The 24,163-nt window shown below is 27.7% G+C and carries 25 protein-coding genes; 9 read left to right on the top strand and 16 right to left on the bottom strand.

Going from position 1 to position 24,163, the window contains the following annotated elements; translation table 11 throughout:
* The first annotated feature begins 187 nt into the window (after positions 1–187).
* From OY14_03385 to OY14_03370, 4 genes are read left to right on the top strand one after another with little or no spacing between them, the layout of a single operon-like run.
* Positions 188–850, top strand: a complete 663-nt coding sequence (locus tag OY14_03385) for a phosphoglycolate phosphatase (GenBank protein ID AJA90465.1) — start codon at positions 188–190, stop codon at positions 848–850.
* Positions 847–1,710: a hypothetical protein gene (locus OY14_03380; protein AJA90464.1), complete on the top strand. Its 864-nt coding sequence runs from the start codon at positions 847–849 to the stop codon at positions 1,708–1,710. The genes OY14_03385 and OY14_03380 overlap by 4 nt, the downstream gene beginning before the upstream one ends.
* Entirely contained in the window at positions 1,704–2,750 is a 1,047-nt protein-coding gene (locus OY14_03375) for a membrane protein (GenBank protein ID AJA90463.1), read from the top strand. The genes OY14_03380 and OY14_03375 overlap by 7 nt, the downstream gene beginning before the upstream one ends.
* Entirely contained in the window at positions 2,747–3,262 is a 516-nt protein-coding gene (locus OY14_03370; GenBank protein ID AJA90462.1) for a hypothetical protein, read from the top strand. Before OY14_03375 ends, OY14_03370 begins: the two co-directional genes overlap by 4 nt.
* Before the next feature lie 35 nt (positions 3,263–3,297).
* Here OY14_03370 and OY14_03365 read toward each other — a convergent pair whose 3' ends face one another.
* From OY14_03365 to OY14_03330, 8 genes are all read right to left on the bottom strand, one after another.
* Positions 3,298–3,738, bottom strand: coding sequence for a chemotaxis protein CheY (locus tag OY14_03365; protein ID AJA90461.1), 441 nt, complete (start codon positions 3,736–3,738; stop codon positions 3,298–3,300).
* Positions 3,739–3,777: 39 nt separating this feature from the next.
* Positions 3,778–4,263: a chemotaxis protein CheX gene (locus OY14_03360; protein ID AJA90460.1), complete on the bottom strand. Its 486-nt coding sequence runs from the start codon at positions 4,261–4,263 to the stop codon at positions 3,778–3,780.
* 11 nt (positions 4,264–4,274) lie between these two features.
* A complete protein-coding gene (locus tag OY14_03355) occupies positions 4,275–5,675 on the bottom strand; it encodes a chemotaxis protein CheW (protein AJA90459.1) in 1,401 nt (466 codons plus the stop codon).
* A gap of 7 nt (positions 5,676–5,682) precedes the next feature.
* Positions 5,683–8,280, bottom strand: a complete 2,598-nt coding sequence (locus OY14_03350; GenBank protein ID AJA90458.1) for a chemotaxis protein CheA — start codon at positions 8,278–8,280, stop codon at positions 5,683–5,685.
* A gap of 73 nt (positions 8,281–8,353) precedes the next feature.
* On the bottom strand, positions 8,354–9,379 hold the full coding sequence (locus OY14_03345) for a flagellar protein (protein ID AJA90653.1): 1,026 nt from the start codon (positions 9,377–9,379) through the stop codon (positions 8,354–8,356).
* A 77-nt stretch (positions 9,380–9,456) separates the two neighbouring features.
* Positions 9,457–10,008, bottom strand: coding sequence for a flagellar filament outsheath protein (locus tag OY14_03340; protein AJA90457.1), 552 nt, complete (start codon positions 10,006–10,008; stop codon positions 9,457–9,459).
* Positions 9,998–10,996, bottom strand: a complete 999-nt coding sequence (locus tag OY14_03335) for an N-acetylmuramoyl-L-alanine amidase (GenBank protein AJA90652.1) — start codon at positions 10,994–10,996, stop codon at positions 9,998–10,000. Before OY14_03335 ends, OY14_03340 begins: the two co-directional genes overlap by 11 nt.
* On the bottom strand, positions 10,989–11,948 hold the full coding sequence (locus tag OY14_03330) for a hypothetical protein (GenBank protein ID AJA90456.1): 960 nt from the start codon (positions 11,946–11,948) through the stop codon (positions 10,989–10,991). The genes OY14_03335 and OY14_03330 overlap by 8 nt, the downstream gene beginning before the upstream one ends.
* Before the next feature lie 57 nt (positions 11,949–12,005).
* On the opposite strand from OY14_03330, the gene OY14_03325 reads away from it, so the two are divergent.
* A complete protein-coding gene (locus tag OY14_03325; GenBank protein AJA90455.1) occupies positions 12,006–12,680 on the top strand; it encodes a hypothetical protein in 675 nt (224 codons plus the stop codon).
* A 7-nt stretch (positions 12,681–12,687) separates the two neighbouring features.
* Here the strand turns inward: OY14_03325 and OY14_03320 are convergent, their stop codons facing one another.
* The 3 genes from OY14_03320 to OY14_03310 are packed head-to-tail and all read right to left on the bottom strand — an operon-like array spanning position 12,688 to position 13,933.
* On the bottom strand, positions 12,688–13,137 hold the full coding sequence (locus tag OY14_03320) for a hypothetical protein (protein ID AJA90454.1): 450 nt from the start codon (positions 13,135–13,137) through the stop codon (positions 12,688–12,690).
* 19 nt (positions 13,138–13,156) lie between these two features.
* The gene (locus tag OY14_03315) at positions 13,157–13,567 is read right to left on the bottom strand and encodes a hypothetical protein (GenBank protein AJA90453.1); all 411 of its coding nucleotides are present in this window, start codon (positions 13,565–13,567) and stop codon (positions 13,157–13,159) included.
* A 9-nt stretch (positions 13,568–13,576) separates the two neighbouring features.
* The gene (locus OY14_03310) at positions 13,577–13,933 is read right to left on the bottom strand and encodes a hypothetical protein (protein ID AJA90452.1); all 357 of its coding nucleotides are present in this window, start codon (positions 13,931–13,933) and stop codon (positions 13,577–13,579) included.
* 104 nt (positions 13,934–14,037) lie between these two features.
* Between OY14_03310 and OY14_03305 the strand changes: the two genes are divergently transcribed.
* Together OY14_03305 and OY14_03300 are read left to right on the top strand one after the other, a co-directional pair.
* Positions 14,038–14,910, top strand: a complete 873-nt coding sequence (locus tag OY14_03305) for a GTPase Era (protein AJA90451.1) — start codon at positions 14,038–14,040, stop codon at positions 14,908–14,910.
* A gap of 72 nt (positions 14,911–14,982) precedes the next feature.
* Positions 14,983–16,548, top strand: a complete 1,566-nt coding sequence (locus tag OY14_03300) for a lysyl-tRNA synthetase (protein ID AJA90450.1) — start codon at positions 14,983–14,985, stop codon at positions 16,546–16,548.
* Positions 16,549–16,622: 74 nt separating this feature from the next.
* On the opposite strand, the gene gpmA is transcribed toward OY14_03300, so the two are convergent.
* Complete coding sequence (gpmA, locus tag OY14_03295) at positions 16,623–17,369, bottom strand: phosphoglyceromutase (protein ID AJA90449.1); 747 nt, start codon at positions 17,367–17,369, stop codon at positions 16,623–16,625.
* A 146-nt stretch (positions 17,370–17,515) separates the two neighbouring features.
* On the opposite strand from gpmA, the gene OY14_03290 reads away from it, so the two are divergent.
* Complete coding sequence (locus OY14_03290; protein AJA90448.1) at positions 17,516–18,202, top strand: ribose 5-phosphate isomerase; 687 nt, start codon at positions 17,516–17,518, stop codon at positions 18,200–18,202.
* Here OY14_03290 and OY14_03285 read toward each other — a convergent pair.
* A complete protein-coding gene (locus OY14_03285; protein ID AJA90447.1) occupies positions 18,189–19,337 on the bottom strand; it encodes a coproporphyrinogen III oxidase in 1,149 nt (382 codons plus the stop codon). The genes OY14_03290 and OY14_03285 overlap by 14 nt on opposite strands.
* 109 nt (positions 19,338–19,446) lie before the next feature.
* Here OY14_03285 and OY14_03280 point away from each other — a divergent pair, with 109 nt between their 5' ends.
* Positions 19,447–20,277 (top strand): molecular chaperone DnaJ, encoded by an 831-nt coding sequence (locus OY14_03280; protein ID AJA90446.1) that lies wholly within the window; start codon positions 19,447–19,449, stop codon positions 20,275–20,277.
* Here the strand turns inward: OY14_03280 and OY14_03275 are convergent.
* From OY14_03275 to OY14_03265, 3 genes are read right to left on the bottom strand one after another with little or no spacing between them, the layout of a single operon-like run.
* Positions 20,274–21,416, bottom strand: coding sequence for a hypothetical protein (locus OY14_03275; GenBank protein ID AJA90445.1), 1,143 nt, complete (start codon positions 21,414–21,416; stop codon positions 20,274–20,276). The two genes, OY14_03280 and OY14_03275, sit on opposite strands and share 4 nt — an antisense overlap.
* A 26-nt stretch (positions 21,417–21,442) precedes the next feature.
* Positions 21,443–22,342: a preprotein translocase subunit SecF gene (locus OY14_03270; GenBank protein AJA90444.1), complete on the bottom strand. Its 900-nt coding sequence runs from the start codon at positions 22,340–22,342 to the stop codon at positions 21,443–21,445.
* Positions 22,326–24,086, bottom strand: a complete 1,761-nt coding sequence (locus tag OY14_03265; GenBank protein ID AJA90443.1) for a preprotein translocase subunit SecD — start codon at positions 24,084–24,086, stop codon at positions 22,326–22,328. The genes OY14_03270 and OY14_03265 overlap by 17 nt, the downstream gene beginning before the upstream one ends.
* Positions 24,087–24,163 lie beyond the last annotated feature (77 nt).

Genomic DNA, 24,163 nt, shown 5'->3' with positions numbered 1-24,163 from the left:
ATGAAATATAATAAAACTTAAAGTTTATATTTTCAATAGTATTTTTATATTTTAATAAACAATATAAGTTTACTAATAAAAACTAATTATTAGTAAATAAAAACGCTTAAAATATAAAAACCTTAATAAAGAAAACAAATTAATGCTAAAATAAAAGAATGTCTAAACTATTGTAAAAGAGAGTACTATGAAAATCAAAGCTTGCATTTTTGATATGGATGGAACCTTAATAAATAGCATCATGGATATTGCATTCTCAATGAATTCTGCTCTTTTAAACTTGGGATACAGTGAAATCGAACTAAGAAAATTCAATGCCCTGGTTGGCAGAGGATTTAACAAGTTTGTAATAGACACTCTAAAACTATTATCTCTTGAATACACTAATCCCAATTTACAAGACAAACTTTACAAAGAATTTGTCAAAGAATACAATAAAAATCTTTCATCCCAAACAAAACCGTACAAAAATATAAAAACCCTTCTAGAAAAGATGAATAAACTTAAAATTCCAATTGGAATTTTAAGTAATAAAAACCACGAAGAATTAATAAACCTGGTAAACAATATCTTTGAAAATATATTTTTTTTTGAAATTAGAGGTTATTCAAAAAAATTTCCACCAAAACCAGATCCTGAAAATGCTCTTGATATGATATTGGAATTAAATGTACAAAAAGAAGAAATTGCATATATTGGAGACAGTGATGTAGACATGTTAACCGCAATAAACGCTGGATTTATACCAATAGGGGTTTCTTGGGGATTTAGAAGTGTTCAAGAATTAAAACAAAATGGAGCAAAACATATAATCCACAAACCACTTGAGCTATTGGATTTAATAAAATGAATGTAAAGCCATATTTCCCTTACCTATATCATTACTTATTCAGCCATGAAAGCATCAAAAGCTTATCTGCTATAGAAAAAGAAATTGAAATGCTCAACTATTTAAAAGAAAATAAAAAAACCATTGCTACTTTCATCAAAAATGATTTTGAATCAGAACTAAAAGACCTCATCCAATACATCAAAGATAAAATAGATGCAATGATTACACCATTTGTTTTATCGGGCATTGAAGCTATTGATTTCAACATTGTAAAGCCTCTTTTCACCAAAGAGCTAACAAAAAATGACTTAAATTTGGTATTTAACTTTGTTAAAGTCAATTCATCTTTAAGAAAAGAATTTTTTTATAATTTCAACACCATAAGTAATGGTTACATTACTTTTTATATAAACAAATTATTTGAAGGAAAAAACTCTTATACAATATACTTAATACAAAAGGAAAACAAAGCCCTTTATTCATCAGAAATCATAAAAAATTATATAAAAATATTACTTCTCTTAAAAGTTATAGTAATCAAATACTGCTTTGAAAAAGGGATAGAATTGAATACCAAAAATATTGAATCAACTTCAAAAGCAATAAGCACGGATACTGATTTCCTAGACAAAAGAACAGCTAAGATCATAATTGAAAGCTTTTTTAAATATGAAATTTTACAAACAATGTCTCCAATTTCAACATTAATTGCCATTTTCTCAGCCAGAGCAAGAATTCCAAAATACAAAAACAATCCAATAAAAGGTTTTGTTGGATATGACGAGAGTTGGTTTTCAATAAAACAAGCTGGTTCTAAAGAATACGATTCAAGAATAATAAAAGAATTACTAGAAATAGCTAAGGGAAATAAATGGTAAAAAAATTTTCAATTTTCTTAAAAGCAATAATAATTTTTTCAATATTTGAACTTTTAATCGAAGAACTTTCAATCATCCTTTTTCTACCATACAGCATACGATTTGCACTAATATTTCTTGGGTTTTTATTCGATACAATTTTTATTTTTATTTTTTTATATAAAATAACTAAGGCTTACCTTTCCCAAAGGTTAGAAATATATGTCAGAAACAATCTATTCTTCGATATAATTCACTGTCTTATCCCTTTAGTATTTTATAGCTCATATCAACTTAAAAACATAATTGTAGCCCATGAGACCATATTAAATCCAATAATGCTGTCTCTTTTCAAACTGAGATTTTTAAGACTTCTTAGATTTAATGACCTAATAATAGAAATCTATTACAATTCCAAAGACAAGAACCTAATACTAATAGCTTTTGCTAGGACATTCTCAATGAGCTTATTAATACCATTTATATTTTTTATAATAATATCAAGTTCAAAAATTGTAAATTCAATACCAGAAAAACAAGAATTTAATATTATTAAAAATATATCAATAATAAATGAAAAAGCTTACATTAAAGAAAAATATCCTTTCATCTTAATAATCAAAGAAAAAGAAGATATAATATACTCAAAATCAGACGAAATATTTGTTTACTACAGTCCTAGTGAATACAAAATCATAGAAATAGAAAAGACAAAATTTTATATAGACAAATATTTACAAAGAAAAAGCGATTCTATTCTTGGAATCTTTTTATTCACATTGTTTGCATCGTTTACTATTTTTTTAATGAATTTTTACAAATTTTTTAAAGCAAGCTTTTTAAATCCCATTATTTTAATGATAAAAATTTTACAAGACCCATTAGAATATCGAAAAATTCAAATTCCTTTCACTTTAAGCGAAGAAAAAGTATATGAACTTGCAAAATCATTTAATAACCTTTTACTAAAAGAAAAGTTAAATTCAAAAAGAAAAAGTAAAATACCTTTAGAAATTGAAAAAGTAAAAAACATAATTAATAAAAACCAGGAATTAAAATGAAAATCCAAATAATTGCATTACAACTAGCATTGTTAAATTTTTCACTTAACGCTAGACTTTTAGATATCTCAATTGAAAAAAGAGCAAGCATAGAAATTAGACAACATTCATCTTTTAATTTAATTTTAAAAAAAGAATACTACACTAATTTGCCAACAAGCGAAATAGAAAAAAATATTTATAAACTAACTCAACATTTTATAAAAAGCATACTAATCAATAGAATTGATTATAGCCTAATAAATTCAAACTATAGAGAAGCAAATAAATACTTAATTCAAAGCGAGCTTATTGATAAAAAATTTTCAAAATATAAAACATTTAAAATTAAAAATATAAATGGCGCTTTTAAAAGTTATTCACTAATATACACAAAAAAAGGATTTTATAAATTAGAACTTTACATAGAAAATAACACAGAACCCATAAAAATATTCAATCTAAATATCACTTATTTTTTAAATAATCCAGATAAAATAAGCAATGAAATGATTTTTTTCCAAAAAGAATGAAAATAATTTAAAGCTTAAGCTACTCTTACAAAAAACTATTTAACAAATACAGACATAACTCTTTGAAGAACCTTTGCTCTATCTAATGGCTTAACAATAAATGTTTTTGCCCCTTTTATTAAGCAATCTTTAACTAATTGTTCTTTACCTAAAGCAGATATCATTATCACTCTAGCATTTTTATCAAATTCCATTATATTAGAAAGACAAGTTATTCCATCCATTTTAGGCATAGTAATATCAAGAGTGACAATATCAATATTAGGATAATGGTTCTTATATTTTATCACAGCCTCCTCTCCATCAGCTGCCGTATCAATAATATTAAAACCTTCTGATGTAAAAATTTGCGTAAGCTGCTTAACAGTAAAAACGGAGTCGTCAACAATTAAAACATTGAAAGGAATGCCTGTATCATAATTAATTCCTCTAGGCTTAGATGAAGAATCTGCAGCAATTGTAGTCTTTTGGATCATATCAACCTCTCTTTTCTAATAAAAAGAATTTTTTTCATATCAAACCCTCTCTCTTATTGCAATATTAACTTCTATAATTTTACCATCAGGCAAAGAAAAAGGAACAATTAAAGCTTCAGAACCTTTATTGCTTATTTTCATATTTTCTCCATAAATAAAAGCTGGTGGGGTTATATCAAACACAAAACCCTTAGCATGCAAAGTAGTAACAAAATTCCCAGCAATAATGTTGCCAACCTCAGTAAGAGTTGCAGCAACCATCTCTTTTGTCTCTTCATCATCAAAATCAACATACTCTTCAAAATTCAACTTAGAAGCAACAAAAAGAGCTGTTTCTATATCCATATCAATAATTATACTACCCTCAACGGATCCGGCAAGTCCCACTATTACAGAAACACCTTTTATCTTTTGATTTATCGATTTAAGCCCTGGTTTACCCATCTCTATATTCTCAACAAGTAGCATATCTCTTAAAACTGAAGAAGCGGCATCCAAAAATGGCTCTATATAATCTATTCTCATTAATTTCTCCTTTAGACTTTCCTGTACAAGTTAAAATATTTTGTGGATTTTTCTTTTATAAAAACATCATTATTTTTAAGCTCTTCGTTATCTCCCAAAATCAAAAGAGCCCCTTTAATGGTTTTGGAAGCAATGATATTTAAAATTAAAATCTGATCTTCATTATTCAAGAAACATAAAACATCTTTTAAAAAAACCATTCCCAAATTATCAGGCAAATCTGAAAAAAGAGCATCTGAATATTCAAACAAAACATTATTTAAAACTTCTGGCTTAAATTTATAAACTTCAGTACTTTGTTCAAAAGAGTTTCTAAGATAAATTTCGTTAATATCAATTTCTGACTTTGAAAAAACTAATCTAGAAGTTTCAACCACTTTTGATAAATCATTATCAATAGCTGTTAACTTAAATGGCTTTACATAATATTCGACCAAAGCACTGGCTAAAGCCATAGTCCCCTTTCCACTTCCACAACCAATTTCCAATACATTGAAAACAGAACTCAAATTATCCATAGAATTTAAATAATTCTTAACAATTTCATTTTGAAATTCTTCCAAACAACCAACTCCCCAAAGATTCCCCGATGATTTTGAATAAAATTCATTTAAAAAATTATCGTAAAGCAAGCAATTAACATCAAGCATATTAAATTTTACTCCAACTTTCTCTAAAAACACATCATTTACTAAAGAAGCATTAAAAGAGTATTTTAAAAGATTTTTTTTAATATCCTCCAAATTAAAAGCTGTAAGATCATTTAAAGTTGAATTTTCATTATTATTACTATTTTTTGAAAAAATATTATTAGAAAAATCACTTTTACAATCATCTTGAATATCTAAATCATTACAATCACTTGCAAAATCAATTTTCTCAACAAAATTTTGATCGGACTTTAACAGTCTTTCTTCTTCACCATAATTAAAGACTTTAAAAACATCAAGGAGTATATAAAGTTTCTCATTATAATCTACAACACCTTTTATATAGTTTATTAAAGAGTCCTGAGATAAAACTGGATGTGGATCTTGAATAAGGCTAGAATCTATTGAAAAAACATTATTAATTTTATCAACAATAACACCTATAAGAAAGTCATCATTTTTTAAAACCATAATATCTTCTAAATCTTTTTTACTAAATTCTAAGTCAAACATTATCCTAAGATCTATAATAGGAATTATTTCACCTCGCAAATTATCAAGCCCAGCTACATATTTTTTGACATTTGGGACATAAGTGAAATTACTAGATTTTCTAATTTCTTTAACTTGCATAATGTCTACTAAATAATGATCCGATCCAAGCTCAAAAGAAACAACCTTAAAATCAAAATTGGTCAATTTAGAATCATAATTTTTATCATCTAAAGTTTTGGATCCAAAATAAATTTCTTTTATCTGCACAAGAGATTCACTCCTTCATATCCTTTTTTAAATCAAAAAGTTTAAAGACATCAATTATTAATACGACCTTACCACTACCAAGCGTCGTTGCTCCAACTATACCTGCACTTGATGAAAATTTATCCTTAATAGGCTTTACCACAAAATCCTCCTCCCCAAGAATAGAATCAACAACAATTGCGGTCTTTATATTATTAGTATTAACAATTATTAAAAATTTCTCTATTAATGAATCATCTCTTACTATCTTAAAAAGTTTATCCAGCCTAAGAACAGAAATAATTTCTTCTCTTAGATTATAAACTTCATGATAATTTTCAAGCAATTTTATATCATGTTCAGTTATTCTATGAGTTTCAAGAACATTATTCAAAGGAATAACATAGGTCTCAGGCCCTGACTTTACCAAAAGACCTTGTACAATCACTAATGTCAATGGTAGCTTAATTTTAAAAGTTGTTCCAAGTCCAATCTCTGATTCTACTAAAATAGTCCCATTAAGCTTTTCAATACTTTTTTTAACTACATCAAGCCCTACCCCTCTACCTGAAAGATCTGTCACCTGGGCTGCTGTTGAAAATCCGGGAGCAAAAATTAAGTTAATAAGCTCAGAATCGGAATAAATTGAATCTTCCTTTATTATTCCCTTTTCAATTAATTTGCGCTTAATAATCTTTGGATCTATACCAATCCCATCATCTTCAATCTCAATTGATATTACATTACCCTCATTCTTAGCACGTAAAATTATAGTTCCTGCTTTGCCCTTACCTCTTTTAATTCTCTCTTGAGCTGTTTCAAATCCATGATCCATTGAATTTCTAACACAATGCATCAAAGGATCTACAAGGTCATCTATAACAGACTTATCCAGTTCTGTTTCCTCTCCTTCCATTTTAAGATTCACAATCTTATTCAATTTCTTTGAAAGATCTCTAACAACTCTTGTAAACCTTGAGAATATATTAGATATTGGCAACATTCTAGTCTTTAAAACACTCTCATGTAAATCTGTAATTATTCTTGACAGCCGTCCAGAAGTCATTTTAAAATTCTGAAGAAGCCTGAAAAAAGAATTTCTCAACTCAGATATATCATTAAGAGACTTTTCCATTTTTGAACTCATCAAAGACTTAATATGCGATTCAACTTCATCATCTAATGTGAGGCCCGCATCTTTAAAAATAATCTTCAAATCAATTAAAAAATTTCTCTGAAAACTTTCTTGATAATCATAAAAATAATTAAAATTATAAAATAATGTAATCATTTCTGAATTTATTTGATTATAAGATGATTTACTTATTACAGCCTCACTTACAAGATTTAATATATAATCTATTTTTTTACTATCTATCCTAATTAAATTAACACTAATTGGATTATTTTTTTTAATACTTTTATCTCCCTTAAGAGATACTTCATTATTTTCTTTTAAACTTATATTCTTAAAAGATTCTAAAGCAATACTTTTAATTTCAAAATGGCTAACAACATCTGGTAAATTAATCTTTTTAGCAATAGTGTCTTCACTAACATTCGATATTAAGTAATATATAACAAAATCAAAAAACTTATTTGCTAATAGTTCACTAGAATCTGGGAGAGACTTGAAAATTTTTCCAAGACTTTTTAATGCTTGAAGCATTTGAAGTCCACTAATCGTAGCCATAGGGTTGTCTTCTACAAAATCCAATCTAACTTTAAATAACTTCTGATTCTCAACTTCAAGCAACAACTCCGAAATTTCATTCTCTGAAAAATCAAAACTATCATTTAAAACAGGATCAAAATTTAAATCAAGATCTTCAGACTTTCCATCTATAAACTTTTTTAATTCTTCTTTTACATTAAATTCATCAACCAAATAGCTTGAAATTAAACTTAAAGAGTCTAAATTTTTTTTCACGCCCTCTATATCTGAAGATATCAGATAATAATCTACTCTTGTTAAAAATTTACTTTCAATTATTTGCTCATATTTAGGAACTGTATGCAAAACAGACCCTATTTTTTTTAAAACATGGAATATTTTTAATCCAGAATTTTCAACCGCAGAAGAACTATTTGCATCAAAAATAACGCTGATCCTTAAAACCTTTTGACCAATTCCTAAACCCTCTCCTATCTCTTCAAGATCTAATTTTGAAAGAGAAAAATTGTCTATAGTTGAATTTTCATCGTCAAATCTCTTAATACAAGTTCGATCATCAATTATTAAAAATTGCTTTAATTTGCTTTTAAGATCACTTATATCATTTAAATAAACCTTTCCATTAAGACGAAGCGCAAGCATTTCCTTAATGATATCAAGTGAATTTAAAAGCAGATCAACAAGATCATTGTTTATATTTATCTTATTATCTCTAATAGCATCAAAAACATCTTCAACAATATGGGTAAAATCAGATAACTCCATCATATCAAGAGAAGCAGAACTTCCTTTTAAGGTGTGAGCTGCTCTGAATATTTCATCAATAGTATCAGAATTACTAGGATCATCCTCTAATGACATAATATTCTCTTCAAGAATATCTACAAGATTTTGAGCCTCTTCAAAAAAAACTCCTAAAAGTTCTTCATTTTCTAAATCTAATATTTCCATACCATTTCCTATTGATATCTAACATATGCAAAACTAACCTTTTAGGCTAGCTTTACATATTAATTTAACCCTACTACTTTTTTTGAGATGATTTTTCAGGTTTTTCACTCTCAACCCTTTCTATAAAATTTTGGAAAGAATCTTTAGGCATAGAAATTTGCTCTCTAAGCTTTAAAACTCTTTTAAAAGTTTCATGCGCCTTTAATTTACGAAGAGATTCTGTCCCACTAGTTTCATAAACTTTAAATACAGACTCGCTATCAATATCAGAATCTATTGAGACACTCAATTTATCATAAAGAACTCTTAAATCTTTCACATAAAAAATAAAATTTTGCTCTTTTGAACTATGTGATTTTGAAACTCTAAAAGCCTTAAACCTCATCTTACTTGAAGCAAGAGGATAATTTGGAACATCGTCTTTAATTATTCTAGATGATATATTAGGAATATAATTAGGATTTGACCAAATTAAATCAGCCCAACCTTTAAACTTTAAAGTTCCCAAAGAGTAAGCATATTCCATCCCATTCATATCCTCAAACAAAACTTCAAGATCTATTTCATACCCTAAACTATAAACTGATACTTTAATCTCCTTCATGGTTTTAATGTTGTCAATAAGACCCTTGCCTAAAAATTGATTCCCACTTTCCCCTGAATAAAAAGGAATTTTAAATGGTGGCATAATCATAGCAGATGATTGAGAATAGCTTGGAAACAAAACTCTTACTCCTAAAATAGTATCACCTGCGTATCTTTTTGACTCGCTCTTAACAACAGCAGGAGCAACAACTGAATTTTTAACATAGGCCTGCAATCTTGCAGAAGGAGTAAGCAAAACACTCCAATTATTTATCCCAAGATCTACAACCATATCTTCTGGCTTAACAACGCCAGTAGCCCCTGAATATACATAGTCAACATAATTTGTAAGATCAAGTTTAGTTGAACTTGGATCTCTTGCAAGCTCAGCAAAATCCAAAACCAATTCTCCAGGCTCTGCCCTTTTAGAACCCTCTGTCAATCCATCAGCCTCTTGAGCAAAAAGAGCAGTGGATAATATAAAAAATAAAATACTTTTCACTTTCCTCTTCATGGAAACTAACTCCTTATATAATAATCCTTTATAAAATTTTCTTTTTTTAATTGTTATTATTAGTAAAATAAAATTTATCAACTTTGCTCCCTCAGCATACACCCTTCAACAAGAATAACAAGCTTTTCTGCCTTACCAGGATAGTTAAAGCGTATTGTTTTTATTAAAGACACAGCAAACAGATTAACCTTAACATCAAAAGACCCATAAGATTCATGATAATCATCATTATTAAAAGAATCATAAAACTCTCTTGAAAGATTTATGTAATAAACTCCATTATTTAAAAAAGAATATAAAAATCTTGTATCACTTAATGAAAAACCAAAAGAAAATCCTTCATTACTTCCTAAGAGAAAATCTTTTACTAAAAGATCTAAATTATCCTTCAAAATTTTTCCATCTCTTAAATACCTTAAATTAGCAACAAACCCCTTGCTAGAATGAAAATAAAAAACCCTTTTTGAAAAAAGATTATCATAATTTAAAAAAATCATACAAATAGAAAACAAAAAACTTGCTAATAAGATCCCCAAAAGGATTCTAACCGTATGCTCTTTTTTCAAATTTAAAAATTTATAAACCACTAAATTATATTTAAAAAATACATCCGAAATATTATTTTTCATAAAAATTTATAAATTCCACTAAAGATTTAAGTATTAAGACATTAAACTTGCTCATATAATTATAATCCAAAATTAATTTGGCATCTAAAATATTGGATAAAAACCCCATTTCAATCAATACAGCAGGCATACTACTATTTTTTATTACAAACCACTGCTCTTCTCTAATTGGCCTAATATTAGTTTCGCTTAACTCATTTTTAAATACTTTATATAAAATCTCAGCCAATCTTTTAGATTCATATTTATATTTAATATCCAGTATATCATTAAGCTCACTTAAGTATCTATTCCCTTTAATATCATATCCCTTAAAATCTTTAATAACTTCTCTTTTTGAATCCTTGGGAAGATACCAAAATTCAATCCCTCTAGCTTCATTATTTGGAGCATCATTAGCATGTATGGATAAAAATATAACATTATTTGGAAAATTTGGCTTTATTGCATTCGCAAATTCCGATCGCTCTTTTAAAGTCAAAAACACATCATCTATACGAGTTAACAAAATATTTTTATTTACAAAATAATTACTTAAAATTTTAGATAAATAAATAGAATAGGTTAATGCAAAATCTTTTTCTTGAAGCACAACATCATAACCATTTATTTTTAAGGTTACAACAGCACCAGAATCATGTCCACCATGTCCAGGATCAATGATTATCGAAGTAATTCTTGGTTTATTATAATCTTTAAGAGATCCAAAATAATTTTCAATTTGTTTTAATACTTTTTTGCTTATTAAAATTTCTCCACTAATATCAATAATAGGATCTATAAACATATAATAACCAGAAGATGTAAGTGCATATTCAAAGCCCACTCTAAACTTTAAATACCCCTTCTCATTTTCAATTGTAAAAACATCACTTTCAATGTTAAAATCAAATTTAAAAACATTAACATCAAAAAAATCAAGAACATTTAAGTAATCAAGGGGCTTGGAATATAAATTTAAATATGACAGCAATAACAAATCAATCAATAATATCGTTTTCCCAAAGCTCAATGGCACTCTTTAAATCTCCCTTGAATCTTAAGCTATTCCTAGTAATCTCATCTTTTATTTCTTTAAACTCTTTTTGGAAAAGAAAAGGATTAATTTTATATTTTAGACAAATCTTACAAAACCTCAAAAAAGAAAAAATAACACCATTTCCAACAAAAATTGGGACATAATTCTTAAGCAAAAAAATCAAAAAACTTTTATTTTTAGTTAAATTCTCTGGCGAATTTAATGCAGTATATTGAATTCTTAGTTTTCTATAAATATAAATATGCTCACCAAAATAAACAGCTCTTAGTCCAAAATCTATTCTTTGAAAATATTCATTTTGAATTCTTCTGTCAAAACCTCCAAGCTGCAAAAACTTCTCCTTAGAATAAAGTCCACAATAATCCATGGTAATCAAAGTTTTTTCATAGTCTTTCTCAGAATTTACTAAAATTACCTTAAACTTTTGCTGTTTATCTATACTGGGAAGAAAGATTGAGGGAATCATTTCCTCTTCTTTATCGAAAAATTCACCTCCAACAAGAAGGACATTTTTTTTAACTATTTCATCAAATATATTTGGAATCCAAAAAGGATTTAATAAGTACATATCACTTTGCAAAACAAAAACAAAATCACAACTGGATTCTTTCATTGCCAAATTAACCTTTTCCCCAGAATTCAAATCATCGGACAGTAAAATAAATTTTAATTTACCATAACTTTCTGAGATAAACTGTAAAGAACTTCTATTACTCTGTTTTTCAATTGAAATTATCTCTCTTATAAATTCAAAATTTGATAGAAATTCAAACAAATCCTCTCTAAAAATTTTTGTTCCTCTGCTTAATATTACAAAAGAAATTCCAAAAGAAGATTTTTGTGAATAATTATTTTTAGATTGAACAACAGTATATGAATAGTCGCTACTTTGAAGACGCATAAATTACTTTTAAAATCCTCACAATTAAATTATAATAATCATATGTCAAATAATACAATGTTAATTCCAAGAATAATGTATATGAGTGCATTATTCTATAGCATAATTATTATCATTTTTACACTCATTTCTTGTAACAATAAGAACATACAATATGACAGGAGAATTAAAAAATTTTTAGATAAAAATAAAATTGAATATAAAATAGATCCAGAAAATGACTTTATAGTGTTTAAAGACATAAACAATAACGAGAGAGAAGACGTGATCATTAGATCCAGACTAAACTCATATAAAAATTCAAAAATAAGAGAAATATTTGGCATTGTCAAAGCATTTGACGTAAACTCACAAAAAATTAAAGAAATATCTGAATCCCTAATGAGCGACAGCTATAATAACAGAGTGCTAGGATCCTGGGAGATTATTCATAATGCAGAAAGAGGGATTAACTCTTTAGTATATATTGTAAAAGCAGAAGAATTTGCAAACGAAACATTTTTGCTTGATGCAATTGACGAAATCGCCTCAACAATAACTATTTTTAAAAAAATAATAACTACTAACAATGAAAACGTTAATCATGCTGAAACAAATAGCATTGAAAATAAAGCTTTAAATGAACAGCCCGCTTTAAATCAAGAAATACCAAATCTAATAAAAGAATCTAATAAAAATGAACTTAAAGAAGATCAAATCGAAGAAGAACTCCAAGAAATCAAAGCCCAATAATTTAAAATTATTCTACTGATAAAGAATTAATATCAAAGCAAAAATGCACCTTATCACCTATTTTTATTTTAAATTTAGAAAATGAGCCTCTTGGAAGCTCAAGAGCATATTTTGACTTATAAATAGAATTAACATTTGCTTTAGAATATGGCTCTAAATCATAAAGCTCTTTAATAACTCCCTTTGAATCAATATAAGCTATTTCAAGCGCCAAAGGTGTATTTTCCATCCAAAAAGATAAATTTTGCTCGTTTTTAAAAACAAAAAGCATTCCATTTCCATATTCAACTTTTTTAGTACCCATATAACCTTTTGCTCTATCAAATTCATTGGAAGCTATTTTTACAAAAAATTTAACTTTATTTATAACAACTTCTTTATCATAAAAATGATCAGTAAAAGACAAGAAAGATATAGGTGCAACCAAACATAAAAAAAGTTTTAAAATCTTTTTCAATTATCAACCCTATTGAAAATCATTTATTATAATTTGCAATATAAGACTTTAAAGTCATTCTTAAAATATTTTTATTTAAAACAATAATACACTCACCAAGATCCCAAAAATAATTTAAAGGTGTTGCCAATGTAGCCTCGCCAAACTTTTTCTTTACTTCAAGAAAAATTGAATACTGAGATATTAATTTTTTATCAAAAACAAAAGTATACGAAAACATTTTATTTTTATCAAAATTAAAAACAGCATATTTTAAATGAGTTTTAGCGATAAATTGTAAAGTCTGTTTCTGAGCATAAGGAAATTCAACTTCTTCGATATCATAATAAAAAATAGTACTTTTGCTAACATTATCCTTAACAGACTCCATACTAGAACCCATAACAAAAGATGTAAAAATAGAAAATAAATAAAAAACTGTAATGCCCATACAATGCCTTTAGCCGTAAACAATATAAAGGAAAAGTATAACAAATAAAAAACTAGAAAATAAATAAAGCAAAATATTTACATTAATCCCAAAATTAAAAAGCCTTACAAAGACTTTAGAAACTATTCCATCACCCATCATTTTTACTCTTTCTTTTCTTTTGAAGGGTTTTTCTTTAAGCTCTTCAAAAGGACTGTAGTGACAATTAGGACAACCCTCTCCAAAAGCAGAAACTGGGCCTACATGCCGACAATTTGGACATTCAATATCACCAAGCTTAGCAGCACAATTAGGACAAACAGACCTATTAAGTCCAACTTTTTCACCACATTGCTCACAAAAAACTTCAAAATTTACTTTTGCCAAACGAAAATTCCTCAAATTTTACTTAAAAATAAAGTATCTAAAATAACATAAATTAATTATAATAAAAACTGTATTAATATTACATATTTAAGGAACGCTAAAATATGAAATCGGGATTTGCAGCAATACTTGGTAGACCATCAACTGGAAAATCTACCCTTTTAAATTCAATATGTGGACATAAAATATCAATCATATCACCTATTCCACAAACAACTAGAAATAAAATAAAAGGAATCTTTACAGATGACAGAGGACAAATTATTTTCATAGACACACCGGGATTTCATCTAAGCAAAAAAAAGTTTAATATTGCAATGATGAAAAACATACACTCTTCAATCGGAGAAGTTGAACTTATTCTATACATAATTGACATTCAAGACAAGCCTGGAGAGGAAGAAAATAAAATGTTAGAAATAATTAAAAATTCTAAAATTAAATTTTTAGTACTACTTAATAAGGTTGATCTTAAAAATACAAAAATAGAAGAAATAACACAATTTCTAAAAAACCAGGGAATAGAAGATACAAATATAATTAAAATATCTGCTGAAAAAAACATTAATACAGAAGAATTAAAAAATAAAATTTATGAAAATTTTTCAGAAGGTCCACTTTATTATCCACAAGAATACTATACAGACCAAGAAATAAATTTTAGGATTAGTGAAATAATAAGAGAAAAAGCAATCGAAAACCTAAAAGAAGAACTTCCCTATTCTTTGTATGTAGATATTGACACCTTGGAAAATAAAAAAGAAAGCCTTTTTATCAGAGCAAATATTTTTGTAGCTAATGAAAGTCAAAAAGGAATAATCGTGGGGAAAAATGGAAAAGAAATAAAATCAATTGGTGAAAGATCAAGAAAAACAATCTCAAAAATTTTCGAAACAAAATGCAATCTATTTCTTCAGGTAAAACTAAAAAAAAATTGGAACAAAGAAGATAAATTAATAAAAAGACTTATAAATTAATATTTAACTATAATTTTGCAAATTCTTGAAAATTGAAAAATAAAATGCTAAAATTTGGGCTGGGGATAAAACGTGAAGACAGCACACTGGGCAGATTTTTACGCAGAAAAAATAAAAAAAGAAAAAGGTCCAAAAGACTTGTACACAGTTGCATCAGGAATTACTCCATCTGGGACTGTACACATTGGTAATTTCAGAGAAGTTATCTCGGTAGACCTTGTAGCAAGAGCTTTAAAAGACTCTGGATCAAAAGTAAGATTTATTTACTCTTGGGATAATTATGATGTGTTTCGAAAAGTTCCCAAAAATATGCCAGAACAAGAACTTCTTGCAACTTATTTAAGACAAGCAATAACAAGGGTTCCTGACACAAGAAGCCACAAGACAAGCTACGCAAGAGCCAATGAAATTGAATTTGAAAAATATCTGCCTATAGTAGGAATTAACCCTGAATTCATTGACCAAAGCAAACAATATACTAAAAATGTCTATGCAAGCCAAATAAAATTTGCACTTAATCATAAAAAAGAACTCTCTGAGGCTTTAAACGAATATAGAACTTCAAAGCTTGAAGAAAGCTGGTACCCAATCAGTATATTTTGTACAAAATGTAATAAAGACACAACAACTGTAAATAATTACGATAACCATTATTCTGTTGAATACTCATGTGAATGTGGAAACCTAGAATCTCTGGACATAAGAACTACATGGGCCATTAAGCTCCCCTGGAGAATAGATTGGCCCATGAGATGGAAATATGAAAAAGTTGATTTTGAGCCTGCAGGAAAAGATCACCACAGCAGTGGCGGCAGTTTTGATACATCTAAAAATATTGTAAAAATTTTTAAAGGTAGTCCCCCTGTAACATTTCAATATGACTTTATTTCAATAAAAGGACGTGGTGGAAAAATATCCTCCTCATCAGGAAATGTCATATCACTTAAAGATGTCCTTGAAATCTATACTCCTGAGGTTACAAGATTTTTATTTGCCGCTACAAAGCCAAATACTGAATTTTCAATATCATTTGATCTTGACGTAATTAAAATATATGAAGATTATGACAAGTTTGAAAGAATCTATTATGGAGTAGAGGATATAAAAGAAGAAAAAAAAAGAGCCTTTAAAAGAATTTATGAACTATCTCAACCATACAAACCAAGCAAAACAATTCCTTATCAAATCGGATTTAGACATTTAAGCGTAATTTGTCAAATATTTGAAAATAATATAAGCAAAATTCTAAACTACCTAAAAAACGTTCAAGATGATCAAAAAGAAAAACTGATAAATAAAATCAAATGTGCAATTAATTGGATAAGAGATTTTGCACCTGAAGATTTCAAATTTTCATTAAGATCTAAATTCGATAATATAGAAATACTAAAAGAAGATAGCAAAAAAGCAGTGAATGAACTTATGGATTTTTTAAAGAAAAATTTTGAAATTACTACAGAACAAGACATCCAAAACGAAATATATAAAATTTCAAGAGAAAATAATATAGAGCCCGCTTTGTTTTTTAAACAAATTTATAAAATTTTAATCGACAAAGAAAAAGGCCCCAAATTAGCCGGATTTATCAAAATAATCGGTATTGATCGTTTTAAAGAGATTGTAAGCAAATATATTTAAACCTTAAATAATAATAAAAAAATAAGTCATATATATATGACTTATTAACAATTTTAACCCAAATAAATAGAATATTATTTTAACTTTCCTTGACTAGCAACAGATTCCATTGCCTTTTTAATCTTACTCTCATCACCTAAATAGTAATGCTTAACAGGATTTAAATCTTTATCTAATTCGTAAACTAAAGGAATACCCGTCGGAATGTTAAGCTTTAAAACATCTTCTTCACTTAAATTATCAAGATATTTAACAAGAGCCCTTAAAGAATTTCCATGAGCAGCAACAATAACTTTTTTGTCTTCAAGAATTTCTTTTGCAATCTCATCAGTCCAATACGGAATTACTCTTGCAACAGTATCTTTAAGACATTCTGTTGAAGGAAGTTCCCTTTTAGGAATATACTTATACCTTGTATCTCTTATTGGATGACGATTATCAGACTCTTTTAAAGGCATTGGGGGCACATCGTAACTACGCCTCCAAATTAAAACTTTATCTTCTCCGTATTTTGCAGCTGTTTCTGACTTATTTAAACCTTGTAAAGCTCCATAATGCCTTTCATTCAATCTCCAAGTTTTTTTAATACTAATATAAGATTGACCTAATTCTCGCAAAATAATATTTAAAGTATCATTAGCCCTTGACAATAAAGAGCTAAAAGCAATATCAAAAGAATAACCTTCCTGCTTGAGTAGCAAACCTGCCTCCAAAGCCTCATCAACGCCTTTATCAGAAAGTTTAACATCTGTCCAGCCAGTAAAAAGATTTTCTCTGTTCCACTCACTCTCTCCATGCCGCACTAAAACTAATTTATACATAAAATCTCCTAGAATATTATTTTATTTACTAATACTAATAATTATAAATTAGCATAAAATCTAGTCAAGATTTCAACCTTAATTAAATAATGATATACTTTAAAATAAATTGAGCTTTAAGTTCACTAAAGCAAGGAACAAACTTTATGGAAAGTCAAAAAAAATTAGTAGCAAAATACGCAATTGATCACTATATCAAAAACAATATGAATCTTGGAATCGGAACAGGCACAACTGTTTATTATGCAATAAAATATTTAAGTGAAAAACTAAAATCGGGCAACTTAAAAAATTTAAAATTCTACACAACAAGTAGCGATACAAAATACTTACTCTCAAAAGAGCAAATTCCTTATGAATCAAATTTTTCAAAACTTAACAGAAGTCTAGACATTGCAATTGATGGAGCTGATGAAATCCTTTTAGAAAAAAAAAGCCTAATAAAAGGAATGGGGGGCGCACACTTGATGGAGAAAGTAGTAGCTTACAATTCAGAAACATTACTAATAATAGCAGATGAAACAAAAATTGTGAAAAAATTGGGAACAAAAATGCCTATTCCCATGGAAATTGCCCAAAGTGCTGTCGGATTTATCATGACTAGACTTGAAGAAATGAATTTAAACGCAACCTTAAGAATTTGTAGCGAAAAAAAAGGTCCCATCATAACTGACAACAATAATTATATTTTAGATGTAAAAATGCACGTAGAAAATCCTGAAGGAACAGAAAAATACTTCAAGCTATTTCCGGGCATACTTGAAATTGGAATATTCAATCACAAAAACACAAAAATAGTTTATTACCAAAACAAACAAATCAAGGATGCTTAAGCTTCACTTTAAAAAAATTATCATTAAAATAGTTTATAATTTTTACTAAATAAAAATCTAACTTAAACCTTTCGTTCCCTTTTAATAGCATAATATTATTATCAAAAACAAGCTTTCTGCTTAAAGTTGAGCAATAATTAATAAATTGAAAAAATTGTTTTTCATCATACTCAAACTTGCTCCTAAGAAACCGCAAGTTGACACCTTTAGCGGTTCCAAGTCCTTGAATAAAATGATAAACAAAAAACTCTAAATCTTCTAGTAATTCAAAAGTTGCTAAATGATTGTTTGCTTCAAAAGAACTACTAGCTTTTCTAATCAAAGCTCTTACATTATTGTCCTTGTCATTGCAAAAAAGCAAGCTTACAGCATATAATCCCAATCCTAAATATGGTTTTAACTCCCAATTTAGCTTATTATGCTTACTCTCATGCCCCTTAAATGCAAAATTAGAAATTTCATAATTAATATATCCATTAGATTCTAAACACTCTAAGGCACAAAACCACAGATTTTCAGAATCAATGCCGTCATTATGAACAGAACAATCAAAATCTCTCAAAATAAGTCGCACATCTTCATATATGAACTCACTAAAACAAACATGCTCGGGAGCATATAATAGCAACTCTTTCAAATCACATTTGAGATGGTATTTTTTTTGCGAAGGAATATTAATAGTCATATCAATATTTAAATCAAAAGGAAACTTTCTAATATTATTAATTAGAGTATTTATTTTTTTATAAGAAATTTCAGGCATTCCCATAATCTTTCTAAATTTTAAAGAAAAACTTTGAAGATTAAGATTAATTCGAGTAATACAAAATTCATCTAAAAGTTTAAATTTTTCAAAATCAACATAATACGGAATAATTTCTAAAGTAAATTCTTCCAATAAATCTAAATTAATACACTTGGACAAAGAATTTAAAATAAATTTTAAATTATCTTGCCTACATAAATAAAAATCTAAGTGCTTAATGTAAAGTGTTTTTACCATTGGATGACCTAACAAGATTAAATGATTCTTTAATTCCCCTAAAATTCTATTAAAAATGTTTAAATCTTTACAACAAAATGACATATTAATATAAAGACTTAACTCGCTAAGAGATAAAAGATCTACTCTCATAATTGGTCTTTTAAAAATTTAAGTTTAATTATAACATATATAAAGTACAAATATTAAAAATATCTTTAAAAGCTATAATAAATACAGGGGATTTAAAGGAGATTTCTTAATGACCAAAGACTATTATAATATACTTGGAATACAAAAAAATGCTAGTAATGAAGAAATTAAAAAAGCCTATAAAAAATTGGCAATTAAATATCACCCAGACAAAAACAAGGGAAACAAAATAGCTGAAGAAAAGTTTAAAGAAATAAATGAAGCTTATGAAATTTTATCTTCTCCTGATAAAAAAAGAACTTACGACACCTTAGGTACTACCAATTTTAATGACAACAGCGACCATTTTGAAAGAGAATTTAAAACCACAGGATTTAGCAATTTTGAAGATTTGGATTTTTTTTCCAAAATTTTTGGTGGATCTTCAAGAAAAACTACAGACAAAGAAATAACTATAAATATTTCACTTTATGATGCTTATATGGGGGGTAAAAAAATAATACTTATAAACAACCAAAAAATAGAAATAATAATCCCAAAAGGAACATTAGAAACAACCAAAATAAAAATAAACAACAAAGGCCCCTTAAATCCAATCTCTGGAGGAAAAGGAAGCTTAATAGTCAAATTTACCATATCAAGCTATAAAAACTTCAAGCTGAATGGAAAAAACTTAGAAACAATAATAGAAGTTTATCCGTGGGAAATAGCTCTAGGTTGCGAAAAACTATTTGAAACAATTGAAGGAAAAAAAATAAAGCTTAAAATTCCTGTAGATGCAAAAAATGGAGAAATTCTTAGCTTAAAAGGATTAGGAATGCCCATAATTGGAAGTGGTTCAAAAGGAGATCTTAAAGTTACTCTAATGGTAAAAATTCCCAAAATAATAAATAATGAAGTAAAAACTATTTACGAAAGATTAAAAGAAATATATAGTTAAAGCGTTTCTGCAAACAAATGATCAAAGCTTTTTAAATTTGCCTCCCAACCTGACCTGTATTCATTAAATTTATTTATCTTGGACTCATATTCCTTGATTCCATCCTCAATATTATCAAAATTCTTAGCAATATCCACTGAAAATTGAAAAACATCTCCTTGTCTAGGAGCAAGTGTGAAAAAGGCAAACTTCCAATTTCCAGAATTGATAGTAGATACAATCCTTTTTTGAAAAACATAATCAGAGATTAAAACAAATTTTTGAAACTCTTTTCTTCGTAAATAAATAAGTTCATTCCACTCATTAAAAATAGCATCTGGTAATTCACTTAAACCGATTTCAATTATATTATTAATAGATAAAAGAATTTGTAAAGTTTCTAATAAATTTAAATAATAACTATCAAAACATTGGATTGTAATCTCAAGCAAAGCAATTTTTATGAGCAACTTGGAAAGATCCAGACTATGATCTTTCATGATTTTATCAATTCTCTCTTTTGTATGATCTATAATAAATTTCTTATGGGTCTCTTTAATATTTTTACTTTTTTTAATTTGCTCTACTTTGTCATAATAATCATTAATTTCTTTATTAATTACATCTAAATTATTACTATTAGCCTCATTGGAAAAAAAATCTAATGAATTATTAAGTCGATCTAAAAATTCTTCCTGAATAAAAAATGTAGCAATTCTTATACAAGAAAACGGAGTTTTACTCTTTTTTTCAAAATTTTCAATTTTTTGCTTAAGATCTACCCTAAAATTTAAATATTTAAGCTTATCTAAAAACTTATTAAAATGAGCAACATCTTTCAATAATTCGTCTTCTTGGATATCTAAAAATTCTGAATCAGGATGATATTTTCTTATCAAATTTTTAATAATAAGCAAAGTATCTAAAAAAATAGCTTTATTAGCATCCCAAGATTGACCAACATTGGGATTAAAATCCCTATAAATCTTATCTAAAAAAACAAGCTTGTCTTTAAGCAAATTAGCATCGTTAATAAGGCTAGACTGTTCTCGATAAGAATAATAATTGATTAAACTATATCTAAAAATACTAAAATTAAGATATTTTTGAAAATCAAAAAATCTATAAAATCCTAACGAACCAAAATCAAAAAACTTCATGCCGTAATATCATCTTATTCAAAGACCTACTTTATCTTTTTGTACAGATTTAAAAGTATCGGAGACGCTATGAAAATAGAAGAATAAGTTCCAACAATTACTCCTACCATAAACACCAAAGAAAAATCTTTTATAGACCCTTCAGTAAACACATAGATAGAAAATACCGCAACAAACGTTGTAAACGATGTTAAAATAGTTCTTGATAAAGTTTGATTAATACTGATATTTAACACATTTAAAAATGCGTTATCGGTTAATCGCTTAACATTATCTCTAATCCTATCAAAAATAATTATTGTATCGTTTAAAGAATATCCAATAATGGTTAATATTGCGACAATAATAGAACTATTGATCTCTATCCTAAATACTCCTAAAAAAGCAGCTATAAAAAATATATCATGAAATGTTGAAAGTATAGAAGCAATAGCATAACTTAATTTAAATCTTAAAGTTATGTAAATCAAAATTAGAGTAAACGTTCCTAACACTAGGAATATTGACTTAATTCTCAAAGTAGAAGAAAAACTTGAATCAATAAAATAAGAATCCAAAACTTCAACATTAGCATCAAATGCTTTTTTAAGTTCATCCATTATTGTTTTTTGAACTTCTGTTTTAAAAGCATAATCAATGACATCTGACTTTACCGTAATAGAGAACTCACTTTTATTCTCATCAGGCGAAACAATACTATTAACATCTAAAGTCTTATAAATAGGAGAGAATATGCTTTTGATTTCATTTTCTTTAATACCTGATTTTTCTATTGAAAGATTAATATTAACTCCAGAAGAAAAATCTATTCCCCAATTGTATCCACCATGATAAAAAAAAGTATAAATAAGTCCAACCAATGTCAAAACAACACTAACAATTAAAACATTGCTTCCATATTTTGAAAAATTAATTACTCTTTGCATATTTTGAACTCCAAGATATACTTATAAATTTGCTTTTTCTAACAGATATAATAAATTCCAAAATAAATCTTGAAAAAATTAAGCTGCTAAAAAGGGATGCCACAATGCCAACAGAAAGAGACCAAGCAAAGCCTTGAATAACTCCTGTTCCAAGAAGAGTTAAAAAAAGCACTGCAATAAATGTTGTTATATTTGCATCCATAATGGATAAAAAGGCCTTTCTAAAACCATCCTCAAAAGCATTTTCAAATTTTCTACCTTCTCTAATTTCTTCTTTAATTCTCTCATAAATAACTATATTTATGTCGACAGCCATACCCATTGTCAAAACAAGACCTGCAATACTTGTTAAAGTTAAAGTAAAATTAAAAGCCGACAATATTGCTAAAATCAAAAATACATTATAAATGACAAGTGAAAATCCGGCTACAAAGCCACTCAATCCATAGTAAACACACATAAACAAAAAAACTAAACAAAGAGCGAGCACAGAAGCTTTAATACCAAGATCAATAGTCTTAACACCAAGAGTGGGCCCTATTATCCTTAAATCATCTATTTTAATACCAACTGGAAAAGCTGCGGTTTTAAACACTAGGGCAAGATCTAAAGCCTCTTTTTTATCAAAAGAATCACCCTGAATCGAAACATTCCCACCAGTAATAGCATATCCAATTCCTGCCACAGACTTAATTTTACCTTCCATAACAACAGCCAAAGATTTTCCAACATTCTTTTGAGTGAATTTAAAAAATTTTTCACTTCCATCAACATCAAGATTAAAAGCAACAATATCGCGACCTGTTCTAGGATCATTAGAAACTCCAGCATCTTTAATGTGGGCACCATCAAATGAATTTTCAAGACTTATATCAACTACATAATAACGCACTGAAGACTCATCATCCACCCCATAAGAATCTTTAACATACCAAGGAAAAATTTGCTTATTGTCTGGAAGATTCATATTTTTCTGAATCTCAGAAATAGAAAAAAGAGAACCAGCTTCTAATATTTTCCTATGCAAAAGAGATGTAAGCTCGTCATCAACCACATAAAAAGTCAAATTGCCTTTCCCACTTAAAAGAGTATTTATCCTGCTCTCATCTCTTTCTCCAGGAATATCTAAGAAAATTTTATTTCCCCCAGCCTCTCTTGCAATTTTAGGCTCTGTAAGCCCGAATTTATCTACCCTCTCTTTAAGAATTTGCATTGTACGATAAATAGCGTCTTCTTTCTCAGCAAAACTCAAAGAACGTCCCAATTTTTTTTCAACATTTGAATAATCAAGAGAAATAGTGGCACTCATCCCCCCAGAAAGATCAAGCCCTAAATGTATTATTCTATTTTTACTTTTCTTTATGTTTTCATAATGTCTGTAAATTTCTAAACTTACTTCTCCCATGTCCGAATCGGTTAAAAATCCCTCACGCAAAGATTTAGCAGTAAAAGAACTAGGTGGGGTTTTCATTGAAGACCTATAATTGTTTTTTGCTATTGGAATCAAATAAGACAGACTAGTTGGAATACTGCTATTGGGGCCTTTATTATACAATTCCTTAAGCTTACTAAGATCATTCAAAGCTTTTTCTTTTGAATAATCTCTTAAAGCCTCTTGTGAATAAGAGCTTATTTTCTTATCTTCAATGTCCATTAAAAAATACCACTTTAAAGTCGGAAATATTAAAAGACAAGCAAAAACCGTCACCAACAATATCAATATAAGCTTAGATCCTTTTTTCATCATACAAATCCTTAAAATTTTTAATAAATACCATTATTAGCTACCAGCTCTAATATTATCTTAAATTGTAATACCTT

Origin of the sequence: Borreliella chilensis (assembly GCA_000808095.1) — a bacterium.
GTDB classification, from domain to species: Bacteria; Spirochaetota; Spirochaetia; order Borreliales; family Borreliaceae; genus Borreliella; species Borreliella chilensis.
The sequence above is the reverse complement of the archived record's forward strand: the minus strand, read 5'-3'. Positions and strand labels throughout refer to the sequence as shown.

Excerpts from the sequence above, each read along its gene's own strand:
- OY14_03285 (AJA90447.1), bottom strand. The coding sequence starts at position 19,337 with ATGAGAGTAGATCTTTTATCTCTTAGCGAGTTAAGTCTTTATATTAAT.
- OY14_03275 (AJA90445.1), bottom strand. The coding sequence starts at position 21,416 with ATGAAGTTTTTTGATTTTGGTTCGTTAGGATTTTATAGATTTTTTGAT.
- OY14_03360 (AJA90460.1), bottom strand. The coding sequence starts at position 4,263 with ATGAGAATAGATTATATAGAGCCATTTTTGGATGCCGCTTCTTCAGTT.
- gpmA (AJA90449.1), bottom strand. The coding sequence starts at position 17,369 with ATGTATAAATTAGTTTTAGTGCGGCATGGAGAGAGTGAGTGGAACAGA.
- OY14_03325 (AJA90455.1), top strand. The coding sequence starts at position 12,006 with ATGTTAATTCCAAGAATAATGTATATGAGTGCATTATTCTATAGCATA.
- OY14_03370 (AJA90462.1), top strand. The coding sequence starts at position 2,747 with ATGAAAATCCAAATAATTGCATTACAACTAGCATTGTTAAATTTTTCA.
- OY14_03270 (AJA90444.1), bottom strand. The coding sequence starts at position 22,342 with ATGCAAAGAGTAATTAATTTTTCAAAATATGGAAGCAATGTTTTAATT.
- OY14_03365 (AJA90461.1), bottom strand. The coding sequence starts at position 3,738 with ATGATCCAAAAGACTACAATTGCTGCAGATTCTTCATCTAAGCCTAGA.
- OY14_03280 (AJA90446.1), top strand. The coding sequence starts at position 19,447 with ATGACCAAAGACTATTATAATATACTTGGAATACAAAAAAATGCTAGT.
- OY14_03305 (AJA90451.1), top strand. The coding sequence starts at position 14,038 with ATGAAATCGGGATTTGCAGCAATACTTGGTAGACCATCAACTGGAAAA.
- OY14_03385 (AJA90465.1), top strand. The coding sequence starts at position 188 with ATGAAAATCAAAGCTTGCATTTTTGATATGGATGGAACCTTAATAAAT.
- OY14_03350 (AJA90458.1), bottom strand. The coding sequence starts at position 8,280 with ATGGAAATATTAGATTTAGAAAATGAAGAACTTTTAGGAGTTTTTTTT.
- OY14_03380 (AJA90464.1), top strand. The coding sequence starts at position 847 with ATGAATGTAAAGCCATATTTCCCTTACCTATATCATTACTTATTCAGC.
- OY14_03290 (AJA90448.1), top strand. The coding sequence starts at position 17,516 with ATGGAAAGTCAAAAAAAATTAGTAGCAAAATACGCAATTGATCACTAT.
- OY14_03340 (AJA90457.1), bottom strand. The coding sequence starts at position 10,008 with ATGAAAAATAATATTTCGGATGTATTTTTTAAATATAATTTAGTGGTT.
- OY14_03265 (AJA90443.1), bottom strand. The coding sequence starts at position 24,086 with ATGAAAAAAGGATCTAAGCTTATATTGATATTGTTGGTGACGGTTTTT.
- OY14_03330 (AJA90456.1), bottom strand. The coding sequence starts at position 11,948 with ATGCGTCTTCAAAGTAGCGACTATTCATATACTGTTGTTCAATCTAAA.
- OY14_03375 (AJA90463.1), top strand. The coding sequence starts at position 1,704 with ATGGTAAAAAAATTTTCAATTTTCTTAAAAGCAATAATAATTTTTTCA.
- OY14_03315 (AJA90453.1), bottom strand. The coding sequence starts at position 13,567 with ATGGGCATTACAGTTTTTTATTTATTTTCTATTTTTACATCTTTTGTT.
- OY14_03345 (AJA90653.1), bottom strand. The coding sequence starts at position 9,379 with ATGAAGAGGAAAGTGAAAAGTATTTTATTTTTTATATTATCCACTGCT.